Origin of the sequence: Rhodoferax sp. (genome assembly GCF_028714215.1) — a bacterium.
Lineage (GTDB): Bacteria > Pseudomonadota > Gammaproteobacteria > Burkholderiales > Burkholderiaceae_C > Rhodoferax.
Genome location: NZ_JAQTMS010000049.1, coordinates 1 through 18,546, shown reverse-complemented (window position 1 = coordinate 18,546; position 18,546 = coordinate 1). Strand labels below are relative to the sequence as shown.

Genomic DNA, 18,546 nt, shown 5'->3' with positions numbered 1-18,546 from the left:
TGCCTCATGAATGAAAAATTAGCTGCCGCAAAGTCGGAGAAACTGGCTGCCGTCAAAGGCATGAACGACATTCTTCCGCCGGACTCCGCGCGCTGGGAGTGGCTGGAAGACAAGGTGCGGTCCCTGATGGGGCGCTATGCCTACCGCAATATCCGCACGCCCATCGTCGAGCCGACCGCGCTGTTCGTGCGCGGCACCGGCGAGACCACCGACATTGTCGAAAAGGAGATGTACTCCTTCGAAGACAAACTCAATGGCGAGCCGCTCACCTTGCGCCCGGAAAACACGCCGGGCGTGGTGCGCGCCGCCATTCAGCACAACCTGACCTATGACGGCGGCAAGCGCTTGTACTACATGGGGCCCATGTTCCGGCATGAGCGGCCGCAGCGCGGACGCTACCGGCAGTTCTACCAACTGGGCGCCGAGGCGCTGGGTTTTGCCGGGCCGGAAGTGGATGCCGAATTGATGCTACTGGTGCACGATTTGTTTGCCCATCTGGGTTTGCGCAACGTGCGGGTGGAGCTCAACAGCCTGGGTGTGCCGGCCGAGCGGCAAGCCCACCGGGCCGCCTTGATCACTTATTTCGAGCAGCATAGTGAGTTGCTCGATGCCGAGGCGCAGCGTCGCCTGCACACCAATCCGCTGCGCATTCTGGACACCAAGAATCCGGCGCTGCAGGCGCTGGTGCAGGGCGCGCCGCAGCTTCTGAGTTACCTGGGGGAAGGCTCGCTCAAGCACTTCGACAGCGTCAAGGCCCTGCTCAGCGCCTGCGGCGTCAGTTGGAGCGTCAATCCCCGTCTGGTGCGCGGTCTGGATTACTACAGCCACACCGTGTTCGAATTCCTGACCGACGAACTGGGCGCCCAGGGCGCCCTGTGCGGTGGCGGGCGCTACGACGGCCTGTTCGAGCTGCTGGGCGGCAAACCGACACCCGCGGTAGGCTGGGGCATGGGACTGGAGCGGGTGCTCGAACTCATCAAGGAGCAGGGCCAGACGCAGACCGAGCAGACGCCTGACGCCTACGCCGTGATTCCCGACGCTGCGGCCTTGCCGCGCTGCATGCAGGTGATGCAGGCCTTGCGCGGCGCCGGTGTCAGCGTGCAGATGCATGCCGGCGCGGCCGAGGCGCTGGGCAGCATGAAATCGCAGTTCAAGAAAGCCGACAGCAGCGGTGCCCGCTATGCGTTGATTTTTGGTGCCGACGAGTTGGCGCAAAACAGCGTCACCGTCAAGGCGTTGCGCGATGGCAGCGGTGCGCAGCAAAGCCGCTCGCTGGCGGATATCGCGGCCTGGGCCGCCACCCTACAATCGACCACTTCAACGTTTGCGGGACAGACCTGCAGCGCTGGCCCCAACTAAGTTAAATTTTTTGTGGGACAGACCTTTAGCTCTGTCCTCAACTGATTAAAGGATTTTCATGGCAAATCAACTCGATCTGGAAGAACAAGAGCAACTCGACCAGCTCAAGCATTTTTGGAAGCAATACGGCAATGCCATCACTTGGGCCCTGATCGTTGTGTTGGGGACCTTCGCCGCCTGGAATTTTTACCAGTACTGGCAGCGCAGCCAGGCCAGCCAGGCCGCTGCCATGTACGATGAAGTGGAGCGGGTTGTGAAGTCGGCGGACGCGGCAAAAATCGACCGTGTTTTCGCCGACATCAAGGACCGCTTTGCGTCCACCACCTATGCGCAGCAAGCCGGACTGCTGGTGGCCAAGCAATACTACAGCGCCGGCAACATTGAAGCCGCCAAGTCGGCCTTGAGCTGGGTTGCCGACAAGTCATCGGATCCGGGCTACCAGGCTGTTGCAAAGTTGCGTCTGGCCGGTGTCTTGATGGAGTCCAAGGCCTTCGATGAGGCCTTGAAGCAGTTGACCGGCTCGTTCCCGCCCAATTTCGAGGCCCTGGTGGCCGATCGAAAAGGCGACATCCTGCTGTTGCAGGGCAAGAAGAAAGAGGCCATTGCCGAATACGGGAAAGCCTACAAGAGTTTTGACGAGCGCACCGATTACCGGCGCCTGGTGGAAGTGAAATTGAACTCGCTGGGGGTCGATCCCCAGAGCGCCGACGGGCTTGCGCCGGAAGGGAAAAAGTGAAGCTCCATTTTCGTTCAACCGCGGCCACCGCAGTGGCCTTGATGTCTGTTGCCCTGGGTTTGTTGGCCGGCTGTTCCAGCGCACCGGAGAAGCCCAAACCAGCCGAACTGACGCCCGCCGCCGGCTTGCGGTCCGTGCGTTTGGCGTGGACCTCGAAAATCGGTCAGCTCGACTCCGCGCTTGAGCCCAAAGCCAATTCAAATGCGGTGACGCTTGCCAGTTCGGACGGCGTGCTTGCGCGGTTTGATTCCGGCACCGGCGCAGAGTTGTGGCGCAGCGCCCTCGGTGGCCAGATTGCTGCCGGTGTTGGCGGCGACGGTCGGTTCACCGCCGTGGTGACGCGTGGCAACGAACTGGTGATGTTGGACGGCGGGCGCGAAGCATGGCGTCAAAAGCTGCCGGCACCCAGTTTCACCGCCCCGCTGGTCGCCGGTGGGCGGGTTTTTCTGCTGGCCGCCGATCGTTCCGTCACGGCTTTCGATGGCAGCTCGGGGCGCAAGCTGTGGAACCAGCAGCGTCCGGGCGAGTCCCTGGTGCTGCGCCAGTCGGGCGTCTTGTTGGCGGTCGGCGATACCTTGGTGACCGGCATGGGTGGACGTCTGGTCGGGCTCAATCCGTCCAATGGCGCGGTCCGTTGGGAGGCTCCCATTGCCTCGCCGCGTGGTACCAACGATATCGAGCGCCTGGTTGATCTGGTCGGGGGCCCCAGCCGCGTTGGCAACGTGGTTTGCGTGCGCGCTTTTCAAGCCGCCGTGGGTTGTGTCGACGCCGCCCGCGGCAGCTTGCTGTGGAGTAAGCCGGCCTTGGGTTCGGTCGGCGTGCACGGCGATGACAAATATGTTTTTGGCGTCGAGAGCGACGGAAAAATTATCGCCTGGCGCCGCGCCGATGGCGAGCGGGCCTGGGTCTCCGAGCGTTTGCGTTACCGTGATCTGACGGCGCCGCTGGTGGTCGGGCGGGCCATCGTGGTGGGTGATGGGGTGGGGCTGGTGCATTGGCTGTCGCGCGACGACGGGTCGGTGCTGGCACGCGCCGAGACCGACGGTTCGGCCATCGCCGCGGCGCCGGTGCTGGCGGATGGAACGCTGCTGGTGGTCACTCGCAAGGGTGGAATTTTCGGCTTCAAACCCGAGTGAACGTCTGGCGCCCTGAATGAAACCTGTGTTGGCCCTTGTCGGCCGTCCCAATGTCGGTAAATCGACGCTTTTCAACCGGCTGACCAAGTCGCGCGACGCCATCGTGGCAGATTTCGCGGGCTTGACGCGGGACCGTCATTACGGCAATGGGAGTCAGGGCAAGCACGAGTTCATCGTGATTGACACCGGTGGCTTCGAACCCGATGCCGCCAGCGGCATTTTCAAGGAAATGGCGAAACAGACACGGCAAGCCGTTGCGGAAGCCGATGTCGTCATCTTCGTGGTCGATGCCCGGGAAGGTATTTCGGCGCAGGATCACGAGATTGCCAAATACCTGCGCCGTCTCGGCAAGCCCTGCGTGCTGGCCGCCAACAAGGCCGAAGGCATGCTGGCCGGCGCGCAGCTGGTCGAATTCTTTGAGCTGGGTCTGGGTGAGGTGCACGCGATATCGGCGGCGCACGGGCAGGGTATCCACACTCTGCTGGAACTGGCCTTGGCGCCGCTGCACCTTGAGGAACCCGAAGATGTGCTGGATCAGCGCGAGCCCGGGGTCATCAAGTTGGCGGTGGCCGGGCGTCCCAATGTCGGCAAGTCGACGCTGATCAACACCTGGCTGGGCGAAGAACGCCTGGTGGCTTTCGATTTGCCGGGCACGACGCGCGACGCGATATCGGTGCCGTTTGAGCGGATGGGCCAGAAATTCGAGCTGGTTGATACGGCGGGCCTGCGTCGCAGAGGCAAAGTCTTTGAAGCGATCGAAAAATTCTCGGTCGTCAAAACCCTGCAGGCGATCGAATCGTCCAATGTGGTGCTGTTGCTGATCGATGCGACCCAGGGGGTTACCGATCAGGATGCCCACATTGCCGGTTACATTCTTGAAAATGGCCGGGCCGTGGTGTTGGCGGTCAACAAATGGGATGCGGTTGACGAGTACCAGCGGGAACTTGTCAAGCGCTCGATCGAGACCCGTTTGCCGTTCCTGAAGTTTGCCGCGATGCATTTGATATCGGCAACCAAGAGGCAGGGACTGGGGCCGCTCTGGGCCTCCATCGTGCAGGCCTACAAAGCCGCCAATTGCAAGATGTCGACCCCTGTTTTGACCCGTTTGCTGCTGGAAGCCGTCCAGTTTCAAAGCCCCAAGCGCTCCGGCATGTTCCGTCCCAAATTGCGTTATGCCCACCAGGGCGGCATGAATCCGCCGGTGATCGTGATCCACGGCAATTCGCTGGAACATGTGAGCGACGCCTACAAACGTTTTCTGGAAGGACGCTTTCGCAAGGAGTTCGACCTGGTCGGCACCCCCATGCGGATCGAGTTCAAGACCTCCAGCAACCCCTATGTCGACAAGGCGGGTTGATCTTTTTCGAACGGATACCCTGCAACTTTTTTATGGGTTTATGCCGCTGCGGCCAGAGAAACCTCCGGGCTGTGGTATCGTGACCCCCTCATCAATTTTTTGAACACGGAGAATATCGTGAACAACAAAGGTCAACTACTCCAGGACCCTTTTCTCAACGCACTGCGTCGGGAACATGTACCGGTCTCCATTTACCTGGTCAACGGGATCAAGCTGCAAGGTCAGATTGAGTCTTTTGACCAGTACGTTGTATTGCTTCGCAATACCGTCACCCAAATGGTCTACAAACACGCGATCTCCACTATTGTGCCGGGGCGCGCAGTGAATTTTGCAAGTGGCGAGGGTGAACAACCTGCCGCCGCCTGATCGTCTGCCGGCACCAACCATACTGGTAGGGGTCGATTTTGGATTGCCCAATTTCGACGCCGAACTCGACGAATTGGGTTTGTTGGCACAAACCGCTGGATTGAACCCGGTCGCGCGGCTGACCTGCAAGCGCAAGGCACCCGATGCGGCCCTGTTTGTGGGCAGAGGCAAAGCCGACGAAATCAAAATGCTGGCCGCCCAGATGGGTGCCGTGGAAGTGCTTTTTGATCAAAGCCTGAGCCCGGCCCAGCAGCGCAATCTGGAGCGCCATCTTGAACTTCCGGTCAACGACCGGACGCTTTTGATTCTGGAGATTTTCGGCCAGAGGGCGCGCAGTCACGAGGGAAAACTGCAGGTTGAACTGGCCCGCATGCAGTACCTGAGTACCCGCCTGGTGCGTCGCTGGTCGCACCTGGAGCGCCAGAGTGGCGGCATCGGCCTGCGCGGTGGCCCCGGTGAAACCCAGATCGAACTGGACCGCCGGATGATTGGCGACAACATCAAGAAGATCAAGGAGCGGCTGCAAAAGGTCAAACGCCAGCGCCAGACGCAGCGGCGCCAGCGGGAGCGCCGTGATGCCTTCAACATCTCCCTGGTGGGCTACACCAACGCGGGCAAATCGACGCTGTTCAATGCGCTGGTCAAAGCCAAGGCCTATGCCGCCGATCAACTGTTTGCCACGCTGGACACGACCACCCGCCAGCTTTATCTGGGCGAGGCGGGGCGCTCGGTTTCGCTGTCAGACACCGTTGGCTTTATTCGTGATTTGCCGCATGGCCTGATCGATGCCTTTCAGGCCACCTTGCAGGAAGCGGTGGATGCCGACCTGCTATTGCACGTGGTGGATGCGTCCAGTGCCAATTTTTCAGAGCAGATTGCCGAGGTCCAGCGTGTGCTGGCTGAAATTGGCGCGGCCCAGATTCCTCAAGTCCTGGTATTCAACAAACTCGACGCCATGGAACCGGAGCGACGCCCGCTGCAGTTGCAGGACACATTCGATCTGGCCGGAGTTCCAACACCCAGGATATTCTTGAGTGCCATCAACGGTGAGGGCCTGGCGGCCCTGCGCCAGCAGTTGGCGCGCCTTGTGAGCCAGCGCCCGGTGCCAGCGAAAAAGGACCAATATTTGCCGCAAAATCACGAGGCGGCTTCCTGATTGGGCACAATCCGGTAACGATACACAAGAGAAGATGAAATGAACCTTCATTTACGCAGCTTTCGCTGGGCGCAACTGCCCCAGCGAATCAGGGGCATGTTCAATCTGAATGATCCGCGCTGGGGGCGCAGCGACGACAAAGGGGCCGAGGGCGGCAAAGCCGAGCCCGACGCCCCGAAGGCGGATGCCCCCAACGCGCCGGCCAAGAGTGACAATGACCGCGGTCCCAGGCGCGGGCCGAACCAGGGGCCGCCGGATCTCGATGAACTGTGGCGCGATTTCAACCGCAAGTTGGGCGGCCTGTTTGGCGGCCTGAAAAATGCGGGCCGGGGTGCCGCGGGGGGTGGCTCCGGCGGTGGTTCGGGGGGTGGTTTTCAGCCTGACATGAAGAGTACCGGAATTGGCGTCGGGCTGATTGTCGGTGTGATGTTGCTAATCTGGTTGGGAACGGGATTTTTCATTGTCCAGGAAGGCCAGCAAGCGGTCATTACCCAGTTTGGCAAATACAAGTCCTCGGTGGGGGCCGGTTTCCAGTGGCGGCTGCCTTATCCGATTCAGCGCCATGAGCTGATTTTTGTGACCCAGATACGCTCGGTCGATGTGGGACGCGATAGCGTCATCAAGGCCACTGGTCTGCGCGAGTCGGCGATGCTGACCGAAGACGAAAACATTGTCGAAATCAAGTTTGCCGTTCAGTACCGGCTCAGCGACGCCCGGGCTTTTCTGTTCGAGAGCAAGAATCCCGGTGAGGCGGTGGTGCAGGCGGCTGAAACCGCTGTCCGCGAAGTCGTTGGCAAGATGCGCATGGACAGCGCCCTGTCCGAAGAGCGTGACCAGATTGCGCCCCGGGTACGCGCCTTGATGCAAAAGATCCTGGACCGCTACAAGGTCGGCATTGAAGTGGTCGGCATCAATTTGCAGCAGGGTGGCGTGCGGCCACCGGAGCAGGTGCAGGCGGCCTTCGACGACGTGCTGAAAGCCGGGCAGGAGCGTGAACGCGCCAAGAACGAAGCCCAGGCTTACGCCAATGACGTGGTGCCGCGCGCGGTCGGTTCCGCGTCCCGCTTGAAAGCCGAGGCCGATGCCTACAAGGCCAGAATTGTGGCGCAGGCGCAGGGCGATGCGCAACGCTTCAAATCGGCGTTGGCCGAGTACCAGAAGGCACCCCAGGTGACACGTGACCGGATGTACCTCGATTCGATGCAGCAGATTTACAGCAACGTCACCAAGGTACTGGTGGATTCCAAGCAGGGCTCCAATCTGCTTTACCTGCCACTCGACAAGATCATGCAGTTGAGCGCATCGGGTGCCGATGCGGCAGCGGTCGCTGCCACCAATCCGGCCGCCGTGCCCGCCGCTGCCGCCGCCACGACCCCTGATGCGCGCGCCCGGGATACCGCCCGTACCCGTGAACGCGAAACACGCTAGGAGCCAAGAATGAACAGACTAGGTTTAATTTTCTCCTCCCTGCTGGTGGTTTTCGCGCTGGCCAGCTCGATGCTGTTTGTGGTCGATCAGCGGCAATTTGGTGTGGTCTACGCCCTTGGGCAGATCAAGGAAGTCATCACCGAGCCCGGTTTGAACTTCAAGTTGCCGCCGCCGTTTCAGAACGTGTCCTATATCGACAAGCGCCTGCTGACGCTGGAAACCAGCGACACGGAGCCGATGCTGACGGCGGAAAAGCAGCGGGTCGTGATCGACTGGTACGTGCGTTGGCGCATTTCGGAGCCGTCCCAGTACATCCGCAACGTTGGCTTGACCGAGACCGACGGCGCCAACCAGCTCAACCGGGTGGTGCGCAATGCGTTCCAGGAAGAAATCAACAAGTGGACGGTGAAGGAACTTTTATCGACCAAGCGCGAAGTCATCACTGACGACGTCAAGGCCGAAGTGCTGAGTAAAGTCAAAGGTGCCAAGCCGTGGGGCGTGGATGTGGTTGATGTGCGCATTACGCGTGCCGATTACGTCGATACCATCACCGAGTCGGTGTACCGGCGCATGGAGGCGGAACGCAAGCGGGTGGCCAACGAATTGCGCTCGACCGGCGCCGCCGAAGGGGAAAAAATCCGTGCCGATGCGGATCGGCAACGCGAGGTGGCCGTGGCCAATGCCTACCGGGATGCCCAGAAGACCAAGGGTGAGGGCGATGCTGAAGCGGCCCGCACTTACGCCGAGGCGTTTGGCCGCGACCCCCAGTTTGCCCAGTTCTACCGCAGTCTGGATGCCTACAAGGCAAGCTTTGGCAAGAAGAGCGACGTCATGGTGCTGGACCCCTCGTCCTCCGAGTTTTTCAAGGTGTTGCGCGGCAACTTGGCGGCCCCGGCGGCCCCCACGCATCCCAGGAAGTAGCCCTTGGACAGCGACACGTTTTGGCTGGCCCTGGCGCTGGTGCTGGTGATCGAGGGTGTTTTCCCGTTTTTGTCGCCGGCTGGCTGGCGCCGAATGTTCGTCCAGATCATCAAACTCAACGACGGGCAACTGCGTTTTTTTGGCCTGTGCAGCCTAATTGCCGGCGGATTGCTGATTTGGTTGCTGTTGTGAAAAAAACCGGCGCTTAAGCCCGGTAAAATTGCGCTTTTAACAGCACCCCAATTTACATGTCCGCCTGGGTCCTGCCGGATCACATTGCCGATGTCCTGCCGTCTGAAGCGCGGCACATCGAGGAACTGCGTCGAGACCTGCTCGACAGCGCACGTTGCTACGGTTACGAGCTGGTCATGCCACCGTTGCTGGAGCATCTTGAGTCCTTGCTGACAGGGGCCGGCGAGGCGCTTGATCTGCAAACTTTCAAACTGGTCGATCAACTCTCCGGGCGCATGATGGGCCTGCGGGCCGACAGCACGCCGCAAGTGGCCCGCATCGATGCGCACTTGTTGAATCGCAGGGGAGTGACCCGCTTGTGCTATTGCGGCCCGGTGCTGCGCACGCGCCCCGATGGCCCGCACGCGACCCGCGAACCGCTGCAGTTTGGCGCCGAGATCTACGGCCATGCCGGCCTGGAGGCCGACCTGGAAGTGCTGCTGCTGGCGCTCGATTGCCTCAAGGTGGCCAAGGTCGAGTCTCCCAGCGTCGACATGGCCGACGCCCGCATCGTCAACGCATTGCTCGAAGGGGTGGCGCTGGAAGGCGATCTGCTGGCCCAGGTGCATGCGGCGCTGGCGGCCAAGGACCGCAGCGAGCTGTCGGCACTGACGCAAAAATTTCCCCCCCTGTCGCGCCAGGGTCTGTTGGCGCTGGTTGAACTCTATGGTGACGGAAAAGTCCTGCTGGAGGCACAAAAAGTGCTGTCGGCTTTTCCGGCCGTGGGCCAGGCGCTGTCGAATCTGAAGTGGCTGGCAGACCATCTGGAGGGCGCCAGGGTCACCTTCGATCTGGCCGACCTGCGCGGCTACGCCTACTACACGGGGGCCCGGTTTTCAATTTATGCCGAGGGCGCCAACGATGCCCTGGTGCGGGGCGGGCGTTACGACGAGGTTGGTGCCGTGTTCGGCCGAAACCGGCCGGCGGCCGGTTTCAGTCTGGATGTCAAGGCGCTGGCCGGCGTGGCGGCGGCGCGCCCCCTGCGCGCCGCGATACGCGCACCGTGGCGCCAAGTGCCGGACCTGCGCTCGGCCATAGCCTCGTTGCGGGCGCAGGGCGAGACGGTGGTCGGTGTGCTGCCGGGGCATGAGAGTGAAGTTGAAGAGTTCCATTGCGATCGCGAACTGGTTCAGGTCGCGGGGCAATGGGTCGTGCAAGCTGTTTGAGAACAAATGAAATGACTGCTATCAAAGGACGTAACGTGGTTGTCGTGGGTACCCAGTGGGGCGACGAGGGCAAAGGCAAACTGGTCGACTGGCTGACCGAGAGCGCGCAAGGCGTGGTGCGTTTTCAAGGCGGTCACAACGCCGGTCACACCCTGGTGATCAAAGGCGTCAAGACGGCGCTGCACCTGATTCCCAGCGGCATCATGCGGGTCGGGGTCAAGTGCTATATCGGCAACGGCGTGGTGTTGTCGGTGGCCAAGCTGTTTGACGAAATGGCGGCGTTGGAGAAGGCCGGTGTCGAAGTGCGTTCGCGCCTGCGTGTCAGTGAGCTGTGCCCCCTGATCCTGCCGTTTCATGCCGCCATCGACGTGGCCCGCGAGGCGGCTCGCGAGAAGGGCGGTAATGCCAAGATCGGCACCACCGGGCGCGGCATCGGGCCGGCCTATGAAGACAAGATCGCGCGCCGCGCCCTGCGTGTGCAGGACATGAAATTCCCCGAGCGCTTTGCGACCAAATTGCGGGATTTGCTTGACTTGCACAACCATCTGCTGACCACTTACCTGGGTTCCGCCGCCTTTGACTTCGGTCCTACGCTGGCGCCCTATATGGCCGACGGCCGGGTTCTGTTCCAACCGGTGTTCGATGAGGCGATGCGGCATGCCGAACTGCTCAAGCCCATGATGGCCGACGTCTCCCGCGAACTCAATGAGGCGCACCTGAAAGGCGCCAACCTGCTGTTCGAAGGCGCCCAGGGCACACTGCTGGACGTCGACCATGGCACTTACCCGTATGTCACCTCCAGCAACTGCGTGGCCGGCAATGCGGCGGCCGGCGCCGGCGTCGGGCCCGGTCTGCTGCACTACATCCTGGGCATTACCAAAGCCTATTGCACACGCGTCGGCGGCGGCCCGTTCCCGACCGAGTTGCAATGGGAAGTGCCGGGCACACCGGGCTACCACATGAGCACCGTGGGCGCCGAAAAAGGCGTCACCACCGGCCGCAGTCGGCGTTGCGGCTGGTTCGATGCGGCGCTGCTCAAACGCAGCGCCCAGGTCAACGGCCTGTCGGGCCTGTGCATTACCAAGCTCGACGTGCTCGATGGCCTGTCCGAACTGCTGTTGTGCACCGGCTATGAGCTCGATGGCCAGCTGGTCGACATCCTGCCGATGGGCGCCGATGACATCGAACGCTGCAAGCCGGTCTATGAAACCATTCCCGGCTGGAGCGACAGCACCGTGGGCATCACCCAGTTCGACAAGCTGCCGACCAACGCGCGTCTGTATTTGCAGCGCATCGAGCAGGTCACCGGGGTGCCCATCCACATGGTCTCCACCGGAGCCGACCGGGAGCAGACCATTCTGCTGCGCCACCCCTATCTGGCGGACTGATCCAGGAGCCAACCGATGTTGACGGAAGACGGTAAACACCTGTATGTCAGTTATGACGAATACCATAACCTGATCGAGAAACTGGCGATCAAGATTCACCAGTCCGGCTGGCAATTCGACACCATCCTGTGTCTGGCGCGCGGCGGCATGCGTCCCGGCGACATCCTGTCGCGCATTTTCGACAAGCCGCTGGCCATCATGTCCACCAGTTCCTACCGCTCGGACGCCGGCAAGGTGCAGGGGGCGCTGGACATTGCGCGTTTCATCACCACGCCCAAGGGCGAGATTGCCGGCAAGGTACTGCTGGTCGACGACCTGGCCGATTCCGGCCACACGCTGCAGGCAGTGATCCGGCAGTTGAAGAACAATTACCCGCCGATCACGGAGCTGCGCAGCGCCGTCATCTGGACCAAGGCCTTGTCCACTTTTACGGCCGACTATTCGGTCGAATTCCTGGCCACCAACCCCTGGATTCACCAGCCGTTCGAAAGCTACGATTCCTTGCGCCCCGCGCAGTTGATCGAAAAGTGGAGCGTTTGAACGCGCAGCCGACCATGACCGACATCTCGACCGCCCTGATCCATCACCCTTATGTCCCGCCGGAGGGCTTTGCCGCGCCGCAGCCGGGCGTCTTCAAGGCCTCCACGGTGCTGTTCCCCAATGTTGCCGCCATGCGCAACTTCGAGTGGAAAGACAAGACCGCCTACACCTATGGCCTGCACGGCACGCCCACCACTTACATGCTGGAGGAGCGTCTGTGCACGCTCGAAGGGGGCCTGCAATGCCTGCTGCTGCCCAGCGGCTTGGCGGCCATCGCCAACGTCGCCTTGTCGCTGCTGAGCAGCGGCGACGAAGTGCTGATTCCGGACAACGCCTATGGCCCCAACAAGGTGTTGGCGGCCGGTGAACTGAAAGCCTGGGGCATCAGCCACCGTTTTTACGATCCCCTGGATCCGCGGGATCTGGCCGCCAAGATCTGCGCGCAAACGCGCCTGGTCTGGCTGGAAGCCGCCGGCTCGGTGACGCTGGAGTTTCCCGACCTGTGCGAACTGGTGCGCGTCTGCAAGGCGCGCGACGTTGTCTGCGCCCTGGACAACACCTGGGGCGCCGGCCTGGCTTTTGCGCCGTTCGACCTGCTGCCGGGTTCCAGTCCGGCCCTGGGGGTCGACATTTCGGTGCATGCGCTGACCAAATACCCCAGCGGCGGCGGCGACGTCTTGATGGGCAGCGTCATCACGCGTGACCCGGCCCTGCACATGAAGCTCAAGCTGACCCACATGCGCTTGGGCTCCGGCGTTGGCGCCAATGACGCCGAAGCGGTGCTGCGCGCGCTGCCCAGCATGGCCTTGCGCTACCGCACGCACGACCAGGCAACGCGCCAACTGGCCCACTGGTGCCAGAGCCGCGCCGAATTTGCCCAGGTGCTGCACCCGGCGCTGCCGGATTCGCCCGGTCACCAACACTGGCGTGCCTTGTGCAAGCCGGATTTCGGTGGCGCGGCCGGCTTGTTCAGCGTGATTTTTCAGCCGCATTATGCTCAGCGCCAGATCGATGCGTTTTGCGATGCACTCCAGCTTTTTGGCATCGGCTACAGCTGGGGCGGACCGATGAGCCTGGTGGTGCCTTACGAGCTGGCTTCCATGCGCAGCAACTGGCCGGCACATTTGAAGCAAGGCATTCTGGTGCGCTTCTCAATCGGCTTGGAAGCGGTCGCCGATTTGCAGGCCGATCTGCAGCAGGCGCTGCAAACCGCCCTGGCGTGAAACAGCAAAATCGCGTCCGGCTAGCCGGGTACCGGTCGTGAAATGGTAAAGTGTCCCCAATAACTTGAAAGCATACCTTGGCTACACCCAATTACGGATACGAGAAGCGTCAGAAAGAACTGGCGAAGAAAAAGAAAAAAGAGGAAAAACTCAAGCACAAGGCCGAGCGCAAGGTCGGTGAAGCTGCCGAGGATGGCGCCCCGCAGGACGACGGCGCGAACCCGGCAGCGCCCAACTCCGGCGCTCCCGAGCAAGCCTGAGTCTGACTACCTGGGCATCCAGCCTAAACCCTTGGCGTGCAGGCTCTGGATGTAGAGCCGGTCCTTGGTTTCGGTGACGGCAGTGGTCTCCGGGTAGGCCCCGCTGGGGTCCTGCAGATCCGCCAGCACTTTACCGTCTTCCTTGAACGCCATCACGTGGCCATAGGCCTTCGGGATTGGCCACATGGCGCGCGGCAGCCGCAGCGTCAGCTTGCGCAGAAAGGGTAGGCTGGCCAGCTTGTCGATGGTCGGGTTGCGCGGTTTGGCAAAGCCGAGCCAGATCTTGCCGTCCAGGCCGCGCATCAGGTTGTCGGGATAACCCGGCAGATTGTCGAACAGAATACTGGCTTGCTTGCTGGGCTGCGTTACGTCCAGGTTGCTGGCCTGGGTGGCAATCTTCCAGACCCGGTATTTGCCGGTTTCATTGACGAACAAGGTCTGCTCATCCTGGCTCAGCGCCACGCCGTTGGCAAAGCTGAATCCTTTGGCGACGACGCGGGTGGCGCGGGTCGCGGGGTCGTATTCCAGAATCCGGCCGGTCGCCGACTGCTCCAGGATATCGAGCACGCTGGCCTCGAACGTGCCACCCCATTTGGCCGGGGCGAAACGGGCCGAGGCATCGCTCACGTACATCTTGCCGTTGCCGGCAATGATCACCGCGTCAGCGTAAAGAATCGGCTCGCCGCCGACCTTGTCGGTCAGCACCGTGATTTTCTTGTCCGGGCTGATGGACAGCAAACCTTTGATCGCGTCGGCGGCCACCAGATTGCCGGCCGCGTCGAAGTCGAAGCCCAGCACCCGGCCGCCGGTATTGACAAACACCTCTTGTGCGCTGCCGTCCGGGTTCATGCGCAAGATATTGCCGCTGGCCACCGCGGCGTAGAGCTTGCCATCCTTGGCCAGCACAATGTGTTCCGGGCCTTCTTCCGCGCCCAGCGAAATCAGCTTCAGGCCGCTCAGCAGCTTGTTGACCGTATGCGGTCCGGCATAGCCGGGCGCGGTCGGCGCGTTCCAACTGACGGGTTCTATCGGCACCGGCCACAAGCTCAGGTAGGCGGCCAGCGCCAGCACCATTGCCGCCACGGCCAAGACTGCTTTCTTCATTCTGTCTCCTTGATTAATTGTTGGGCCAATAGCGCCATGGCGTCGATGGAACGGTCTTCCGGTGCTATCATTTTTGCGTCTTCAAAGTGCCGGAAGTTGCGCTGCATGGACTTCCGGTAGGCCGGATCATAATGCTGCGTCAGCAGCGCCTGCACCACCGGCTCAATATGGCCGGCGCGCACCGAATCAGTCCAGGCATCGACAACGGCCTTGCCCAGAAACTCGGCCAAGACCTGCAGGCGTTCGCAGAACAACTCTCTGTCGCGGACAAAATAATCGTAGTCTTCCAGCAGCAGCGCCACCCGTTGGGCATCCGGCAGTACCAGGTTCAGGCACGCACTGGCGCGCATCGCCTCGACCAGCGCCAGCGGCAGCGCCAGGTTGCCCACTTTTCTGCTTTCACTCTCGATGAACACCGGACGCGTGCGGTCAAACTGACGCAGCGTTTGCCACACCAGGGTGTCGAAGCGTTTTTGCGTCGGTTGTGGCAAACCCGGAACGGCCCCCAGCACCGAACTGCGGTGATTCGCCAGGGCTTCCAGATCGATCACCTGCGCCCCCTGAGCCGCCAGGGCTTGCAGCAAGCGGGTCTTGCCGGAACCCGTGGTGCCGCAGACCACACGCCAGTCCAGGCCGCTGACCAGGCGCGGGATGTCTTGCACCACGGCGGCCCTAAATGCCTTGTAGCCGCCTTCGACCAGGGTCACGCGAAATCCGATCTGGGACAGGATCAGCGACAGCGCCCCGCTGCGCTGGCCGCCGCGCCAGCAGTAGGTGAGCGGCTTCCAGTCCTTCGGCTTGTCTATCACTTCACGCTCGATGTGCGCGGCGATATTGCGGGCGGCAATGGCGGCGCCGCGCTTTTTGGCCTCGAACGCGTTGACCTGCTTGTACAGCGTGCCGATGTCGCGGCGTTCTTCGTTGTTGAGCGTCGGCCAGTTGACGGCACCGGGCAGGTGATCTTCCGCGAATTCGCCTTCGCTGCGGGCGTCGATGACGCTGTCGAACTCGGCCAGACGAGCAATGACCTCGGCGGCGCTCAGGGTGCTTAGACTCATTTCAGCAGCTTCTTCAGTTCGGGCCAGACGTTGCCCAGCATCACCGGATGGGCCGCTTCGGTGGGGTGAATCCGGTCCGCCTGAAATAAAGCGGTGCTGTCGGGTCCGTCCGCTACGCCCTTGAGCAAGAACGGCACCAGGGCCGCCTTGTTGGCCTTGGCCACGGCGGAAAACATGGCGGCAAAGCGCGTGCCGTAATCCTTGCCGTAGTTGGGTGGCACCTGCATGCCGATCAGCAGCACCTTGGCGCCGGTTTTTTGCGCCGCCTGCGTCATCTGGGTCAGGTTGTCTTGCGAGAGTTCCAGTGGCAGGCCGCGCAAGGCATCGTTGCCGCCCAGTTCAATGATCAAATGGCTGGGCCGGTGTTGCGCCAGCAAGGCGCCCAGGCGCGAACGCCCACCGGCGGTGGTATGGCCGCTGATGCTGGCGTTGACCACGCTGGCCTGGATTTTTTCGGCCTGCAGACGCTGCTCCAGCAAGGCGACCCAACCGCTGCCGCGTTTCAGGCCATACTCGGCACTGAGCGAGTCGCCCAGCACCAGAATGGTTCTGGCTGGGGTGTTCACCTTGGCTTTGTTAGAGTCGAGCGTGCTGGCCTGCGCTAAGCCCGTCACGGCGGACAGTAAACCGGTCGCGATAAAGTGTCGTCGATACAAAGAATGCCCCATGTCTGATTCAATTATTTCTGTTCTGCATGTTTTCAAGTCGGTCACCGATTCCACCGGTACGCTCGACATTTTGCGCGATATCGATTTTGTGCTGAAGGCGCGCGAAACGGTGGCCATTGTCGGCGCTTCCGGCTCCGGCAAGAGCACCTTGCTGTCCATCATCGCCGGGCTCGATACACCCAGCAGCGGCACCGTGCAGTTGACCGGGCAGGACTTGTTTGCCTTGAACGAGGACCAGCGCGCCGCGCTGCGCGCGGAAAAAATCGGCTTTGTGTTCCAGAGCTTTCAACTGCTGGGCAATCTCACGGCCCTGGAAAACGTCATGTTGCCGCTGGAACTGGCGGGCCGGCGCGATGCCCGCCAAGCCGCCACCGAGATGCTGGCGCGGGTTGGCTTGTCGGAGCGTCTGGGTCACTACCCCAAAGTGCTCAGTGGCGGTGAACAGCAGCGCGTGGCGCTGGCGCGCGCTTTCGTCGTCAAGCCGGCCGTGCTGCTGGCCGATGAGCCCACCGGCAGCCTGGACTTTGCCACCGGTGAAAAAGTGATGGAACTGATGTTCGAGCTGAACCGCGAGCAGGGCACCACCCTGGTCCTGGTGACGCACGACAACGCCATCGCCACGCGCTGCGATCGGCGCATCACGATTGAGGCGGGGCGGGTGCTGGTTGCCGCGCCGGCTGCCTAAATCCTTTGGGTCGGTGGTGCGCCTACGCCTCGTGCCAGGCGGGCGGCGTGGCTTGCGGACTCCGGCCCACGCTCGCGGCGAGCGGCACTGGTAAGCCGGCGTTACTTCATTAACAAGAAGGTTGACTCGCGTACGCCGTGCCATCGCGAATGGGGCCTGCGCTCGCAAGCCGCACCACCCACCTTTGTGAAGGAGTGGGTCTCGCCTCGGTGTTCCAAATCGCCAGGTTCAAGTCATTGAAACCGGTGGGGCCGGGAAGCACAACGAAAAAACATGAATATCGGGAGTCTGACTCCGGAATATCCTGGTAATCAGTCAAATATCTTCAAGTCTGGATGTTCTTGGATTCGATACGCAAACTCGGTAGCGACCTTACTCTTTCGCTGCCTTGCAGGCCGCCAAGATCACGCCATCGGCAATGAAGTAACCAGCCGTGCGCAATTCCAGCAACTGCGGTCGCACACTTGAAATCAACCCCCGGCGTTTCGCTTCAACCAAAATTCCGGCGGTCCCCTTGACGTTCAGGCCATAAACCTGCTGCGCAATACGCCGACCACGGCGTTCGTCGATGATGGCCATGCAGGGCGAAAGTTGGCGGGCGAGGCTGATGACATCAGCTTCACCAGCATCCAACTCCATCACCAATAACGGATCAGGGGTTGGACTCATCCGCACACGTGCTTGCCAATCCGGGCTTTGCAGCGATTTCGAACCAGGTTTACCGATACCGGCTACGGCCACCTCGTCGTAAACTGTCTGTGGTACCCAGCATTGGGCAAACAAAGCGGGCAGCAGGTCAAGTTGGTCGAGCAGTGCCAACGCCACTAATGGCCCCGCGTTGATGACGGCACTGTCAATCATTCGGTGCAAACTCAGCGCTCAACTCATCGTCATCCAGGGCAACCACGGATGCCCCGGCGCGCCCGGCAGCGAACAAAAATTCCACTCGCCCCATGTCGCAAAGTTTCCCGGCCTTGCCGGAACTCAAGCGACCGACCTCGAACAACTTGAGCGCCAGCATGAATTTGGCCTCACTTGCCAGAGATGCGGGTGATGAGCCGGGCGAAGCCAGCGCTTCGATAGGGAATTCAAACATCACGGTATTCATAACTTGACCTTCAGGTGAGCACCGTCGCGGCGTGCGTCATTATGGCAGCGAAGGCTGGCAGTCCACCAGCCACTGTCCCTGACTGCGCCAATGCGTAACGACCGGAAGCCTCGACTTTGCCACTGGTGAAATGGTGGCGCGCGGACGCCTCGTGCCAGGCGGGCGGCGTGGCTTGCGGACTCCGGCCCACGCTCGCGGCGGGCGGCACTGGCCAGCCAGCGCTACTGCATCAACTACACGGTTGGCCTGCGCACGCTGTGCCATCGCGAATGGGGCCTGCGCTCGCAAGCCACACCACCCACCTTCGGGAAGGTCTTGGTTCCTCCCTCGATGCCCCAAACCGCTGGGTTGAGGTCATTGATGGCGGGGTCGCCAATTTTGTCTTTGGCGTGACGGCTGTAAGTCAACGATTGAGTCACCTTGAAAGCTCGCGAACAGGATGTTTTCCGAGTACGAAATTGATGAAAGGTGTCTTTGCCTCAGTGTAGGCCTCGCGATCAAGCCGAAACTCCATCGCGAGTCTGGCCTTTAGCCCGCATATTTCATGCAGCTCCACTGTATGACCAGATTTGCGTTGATTTTGGTGCTGGGTAGGGCTCAAGTGGACGTTTTGCAGGCATAGCCCGGTCTTTGGTTGGTAATCGAGCCGGTTTGGA

At 61.5% G+C, this 18,546-nt stretch carries 20 protein-coding genes and 1 pseudogene; 15 read left to right on the top strand and 6 right to left on the bottom strand.

The window, feature by feature from the left end; translation table 11 throughout:
- Positions 1–6: 6 nt before the first annotated feature.
- From hisS to PHS32_RS18565, 14 genes are all read left to right on the top strand, one after another.
- A complete protein-coding gene (gene hisS, locus PHS32_RS18630) occupies positions 7–1,359 on the top strand; it encodes a histidine--tRNA ligase (protein WP_301080596.1) in 1,353 nt (450 codons plus the stop codon).
- Positions 1,360–1,417: 58 nt separating this feature from the next.
- A complete protein-coding gene (locus PHS32_RS18625) occupies positions 1,418–2,095 on the top strand; it encodes a tetratricopeptide repeat protein (protein ID WP_301080595.1) in 678 nt (225 codons plus the stop codon).
- 41 nt (positions 2,096–2,136) lie between these two features.
- A complete protein-coding gene (bamB, locus tag PHS32_RS18620) occupies positions 2,137–3,231 on the top strand; it encodes an outer membrane protein assembly factor BamB (protein WP_301080614.1) in 1,095 nt (364 codons plus the stop codon).
- 16 nt (positions 3,232–3,247) lie between these two features.
- Positions 3,248–4,588: a ribosome biogenesis GTPase Der gene (gene der, locus PHS32_RS18615; protein ID WP_301080594.1), complete on the top strand. Its 1,341-nt coding sequence runs from the start codon at positions 3,248–3,250 to the stop codon at positions 4,586–4,588.
- Positions 4,589–4,687: 99 nt separating this feature from the next.
- Positions 4,688–4,954 (top strand): RNA chaperone Hfq, encoded by a 267-nt coding sequence (gene hfq / locus PHS32_RS18610; protein ID WP_301080593.1) that lies wholly within the window; start codon positions 4,688–4,690, stop codon positions 4,952–4,954.
- Positions 4,932–6,110, top strand: a complete 1,179-nt coding sequence (hflX, locus tag PHS32_RS18605; RefSeq protein ID WP_301080592.1) for a GTPase HflX — start codon at positions 4,932–4,934, stop codon at positions 6,108–6,110. The genes hfq and hflX overlap by 23 nt, the downstream gene beginning before the upstream one ends.
- 39 nt (positions 6,111–6,149) lie before the next feature.
- Positions 6,150–7,538 carry an FtsH protease activity modulator HflK gene (gene hflK / locus PHS32_RS18600; RefSeq protein WP_301080591.1) on the top strand — a complete coding sequence of 463 codons (1,389 nt, stop codon included), beginning with the start codon at positions 6,150–6,152 and terminating at the stop codon, positions 7,536–7,538.
- A 9-nt stretch (positions 7,539–7,547) separates the two neighbouring features.
- The gene (gene hflC, locus PHS32_RS18595; RefSeq protein WP_301080589.1) at positions 7,548–8,459 is read left to right on the top strand and encodes a protease modulator HflC; all 912 of its coding nucleotides are present in this window, start codon (positions 7,548–7,550) and stop codon (positions 8,457–8,459) included.
- Between the two features lie 3 nt (positions 8,460–8,462).
- Entirely contained in the window at positions 8,463–8,651 is a 189-nt protein-coding gene (locus tag PHS32_RS18590) for a DUF2065 domain-containing protein (RefSeq protein WP_301080588.1), read from the top strand.
- A gap of 56 nt (positions 8,652–8,707) precedes the next feature.
- Entirely contained in the window at positions 8,708–9,856 is a 1,149-nt protein-coding gene (locus PHS32_RS18585) for an ATP phosphoribosyltransferase regulatory subunit (protein ID WP_301080587.1), read from the top strand.
- A gap of 11 nt (positions 9,857–9,867) precedes the next feature.
- Entirely contained in the window at positions 9,868–11,244 is a 1,377-nt protein-coding gene (locus PHS32_RS18580) for an adenylosuccinate synthase (protein WP_301080586.1), read from the top strand.
- Positions 11,245–11,259: 15 nt separating this feature from the next.
- Positions 11,260–11,784 (top strand): phosphoribosyltransferase, encoded by a 525-nt coding sequence (locus PHS32_RS18575; protein WP_301080585.1) that lies wholly within the window; start codon positions 11,260–11,262, stop codon positions 11,782–11,784.
- Positions 11,785–11,798: 14 nt separating this feature from the next.
- On the top strand, positions 11,799–13,007 hold the full coding sequence (locus tag PHS32_RS18570) for a PLP-dependent transferase (protein WP_301080613.1): 1,209 nt from the start codon (positions 11,799–11,801) through the stop codon (positions 13,005–13,007).
- A gap of 77 nt (positions 13,008–13,084) precedes the next feature.
- Entirely contained in the window at positions 13,085–13,267 is a 183-nt protein-coding gene (locus PHS32_RS18565) for a hypothetical protein (protein ID WP_301080584.1), read from the top strand.
- A gap of 6 nt (positions 13,268–13,273) precedes the next feature.
- Here PHS32_RS18565 and PHS32_RS18560 read toward each other — a convergent pair whose 3' ends face one another.
- From PHS32_RS18560 to PHS32_RS18550, 3 genes are read right to left on the bottom strand one after another with little or no spacing between them, the layout of a single operon-like run.
- Entirely contained in the window at positions 13,274–14,371 is a 1,098-nt protein-coding gene (locus tag PHS32_RS18560; RefSeq protein WP_301080583.1) for an SMP-30/gluconolactonase/LRE family protein, read from the bottom strand.
- Positions 14,368–15,429 carry a tRNA 2-selenouridine(34) synthase MnmH gene (mnmH, locus tag PHS32_RS18555; protein ID WP_301080582.1) on the bottom strand — a complete coding sequence of 354 codons (1,062 nt, stop codon included), beginning with the start codon at positions 15,427–15,429 and terminating at the stop codon, positions 14,368–14,370. The genes PHS32_RS18560 and mnmH overlap by 4 nt, the downstream gene beginning before the upstream one ends.
- The gene (locus PHS32_RS18550) at positions 15,426–16,085 is read right to left on the bottom strand and encodes an arylesterase (protein WP_301080612.1); all 660 of its coding nucleotides are present in this window, start codon (positions 16,083–16,085) and stop codon (positions 15,426–15,428) included. The genes mnmH and PHS32_RS18550 overlap by 4 nt, the downstream gene beginning before the upstream one ends.
- A 10-nt stretch (positions 16,086–16,095) precedes the next feature.
- Between PHS32_RS18550 and PHS32_RS18545 the strand changes: the two genes are divergently transcribed.
- Positions 16,096–16,782: an ABC transporter ATP-binding protein gene (locus PHS32_RS18545; RefSeq protein WP_301080581.1), complete on the top strand. Its 687-nt coding sequence runs from the start codon at positions 16,096–16,098 to the stop codon at positions 16,780–16,782.
- 372 nt (positions 16,783–17,154) lie between these two features.
- Here PHS32_RS18545 and PHS32_RS18540 read toward each other — a convergent pair whose 3' ends face one another.
- From PHS32_RS18540 to PHS32_RS18530, 3 genes and pseudogenes are all read right to left on the bottom strand, one after another.
- A complete protein-coding gene (locus PHS32_RS18540; RefSeq protein WP_301080580.1) occupies positions 17,155–17,643 on the bottom strand; it encodes a DUF3368 domain-containing protein in 489 nt (162 codons plus the stop codon).
- Positions 17,636–17,878: a UPF0175 family protein gene (locus PHS32_RS18535; protein ID WP_301080579.1), complete on the bottom strand. Its 243-nt coding sequence runs from the start codon at positions 17,876–17,878 to the stop codon at positions 17,636–17,638. The genes PHS32_RS18540 and PHS32_RS18535 overlap by 8 nt, the downstream gene beginning before the upstream one ends.
- A 427-nt stretch (positions 17,879–18,305) precedes the next feature.
- Positions 18,306–18,546, bottom strand: a pseudogene (locus PHS32_RS18530) (hypothetical protein); the annotation flags it as partial.

Bases quoted from the DNA above. Each gene is read 5' to 3' on its own strand.
- hisS (WP_301080596.1), top strand. From the start codon at position 7: ATGAATGAAAAATTAGCTGCCGCAAAGTCGGAGAAACTGGCTGCCGTC.
- PHS32_RS18625 (WP_301080595.1), top strand. From the start codon at position 1,418: ATGGCAAATCAACTCGATCTGGAAGAACAAGAGCAACTCGACCAGCTC.
- bamB (WP_301080614.1), top strand. From the start codon at position 2,137: ATGTCTGTTGCCCTGGGTTTGTTGGCCGGCTGTTCCAGCGCACCGGAG.
- der (WP_301080594.1), top strand. From the start codon at position 3,248: ATGAAACCTGTGTTGGCCCTTGTCGGCCGTCCCAATGTCGGTAAATCG.
- hflK (WP_301080591.1), top strand. From the start codon at position 6,150: ATGAACCTTCATTTACGCAGCTTTCGCTGGGCGCAACTGCCCCAGCGA.
- hflC (WP_301080589.1), top strand. From the start codon at position 7,548: ATGAACAGACTAGGTTTAATTTTCTCCTCCCTGCTGGTGGTTTTCGCG.
- PHS32_RS18585 (WP_301080587.1), top strand. From the start codon at position 8,708: ATGTCCGCCTGGGTCCTGCCGGATCACATTGCCGATGTCCTGCCGTCT.
- PHS32_RS18580 (WP_301080586.1), top strand. From the start codon at position 9,868: ATGACTGCTATCAAAGGACGTAACGTGGTTGTCGTGGGTACCCAGTGG.
- PHS32_RS18575 (WP_301080585.1), top strand. From the start codon at position 11,260: ATGTTGACGGAAGACGGTAAACACCTGTATGTCAGTTATGACGAATAC.
- PHS32_RS18570 (WP_301080613.1), top strand. From the start codon at position 11,799: ATGACCGACATCTCGACCGCCCTGATCCATCACCCTTATGTCCCGCCG.
- PHS32_RS18560 (WP_301080583.1), bottom strand. From the start codon at position 14,371: ATGAAGAAAGCAGTCTTGGCCGTGGCGGCAATGGTGCTGGCGCTGGCC.
- mnmH (WP_301080582.1), bottom strand. From the start codon at position 15,429: ATGAGTCTAAGCACCCTGAGCGCCGCCGAGGTCATTGCTCGTCTGGCC.
- PHS32_RS18545 (WP_301080581.1), top strand. From the start codon at position 16,096: ATGTCTGATTCAATTATTTCTGTTCTGCATGTTTTCAAGTCGGTCACC.
- PHS32_RS18540 (WP_301080580.1), bottom strand. From the start codon at position 17,643: ATGATTGACAGTGCCGTCATCAACGCGGGGCCATTAGTGGCGTTGGCA.
- PHS32_RS18535 (WP_301080579.1), bottom strand. From the start codon at position 17,878: ATGTTTGAATTCCCTATCGAAGCGCTGGCTTCGCCCGGCTCATCACCC.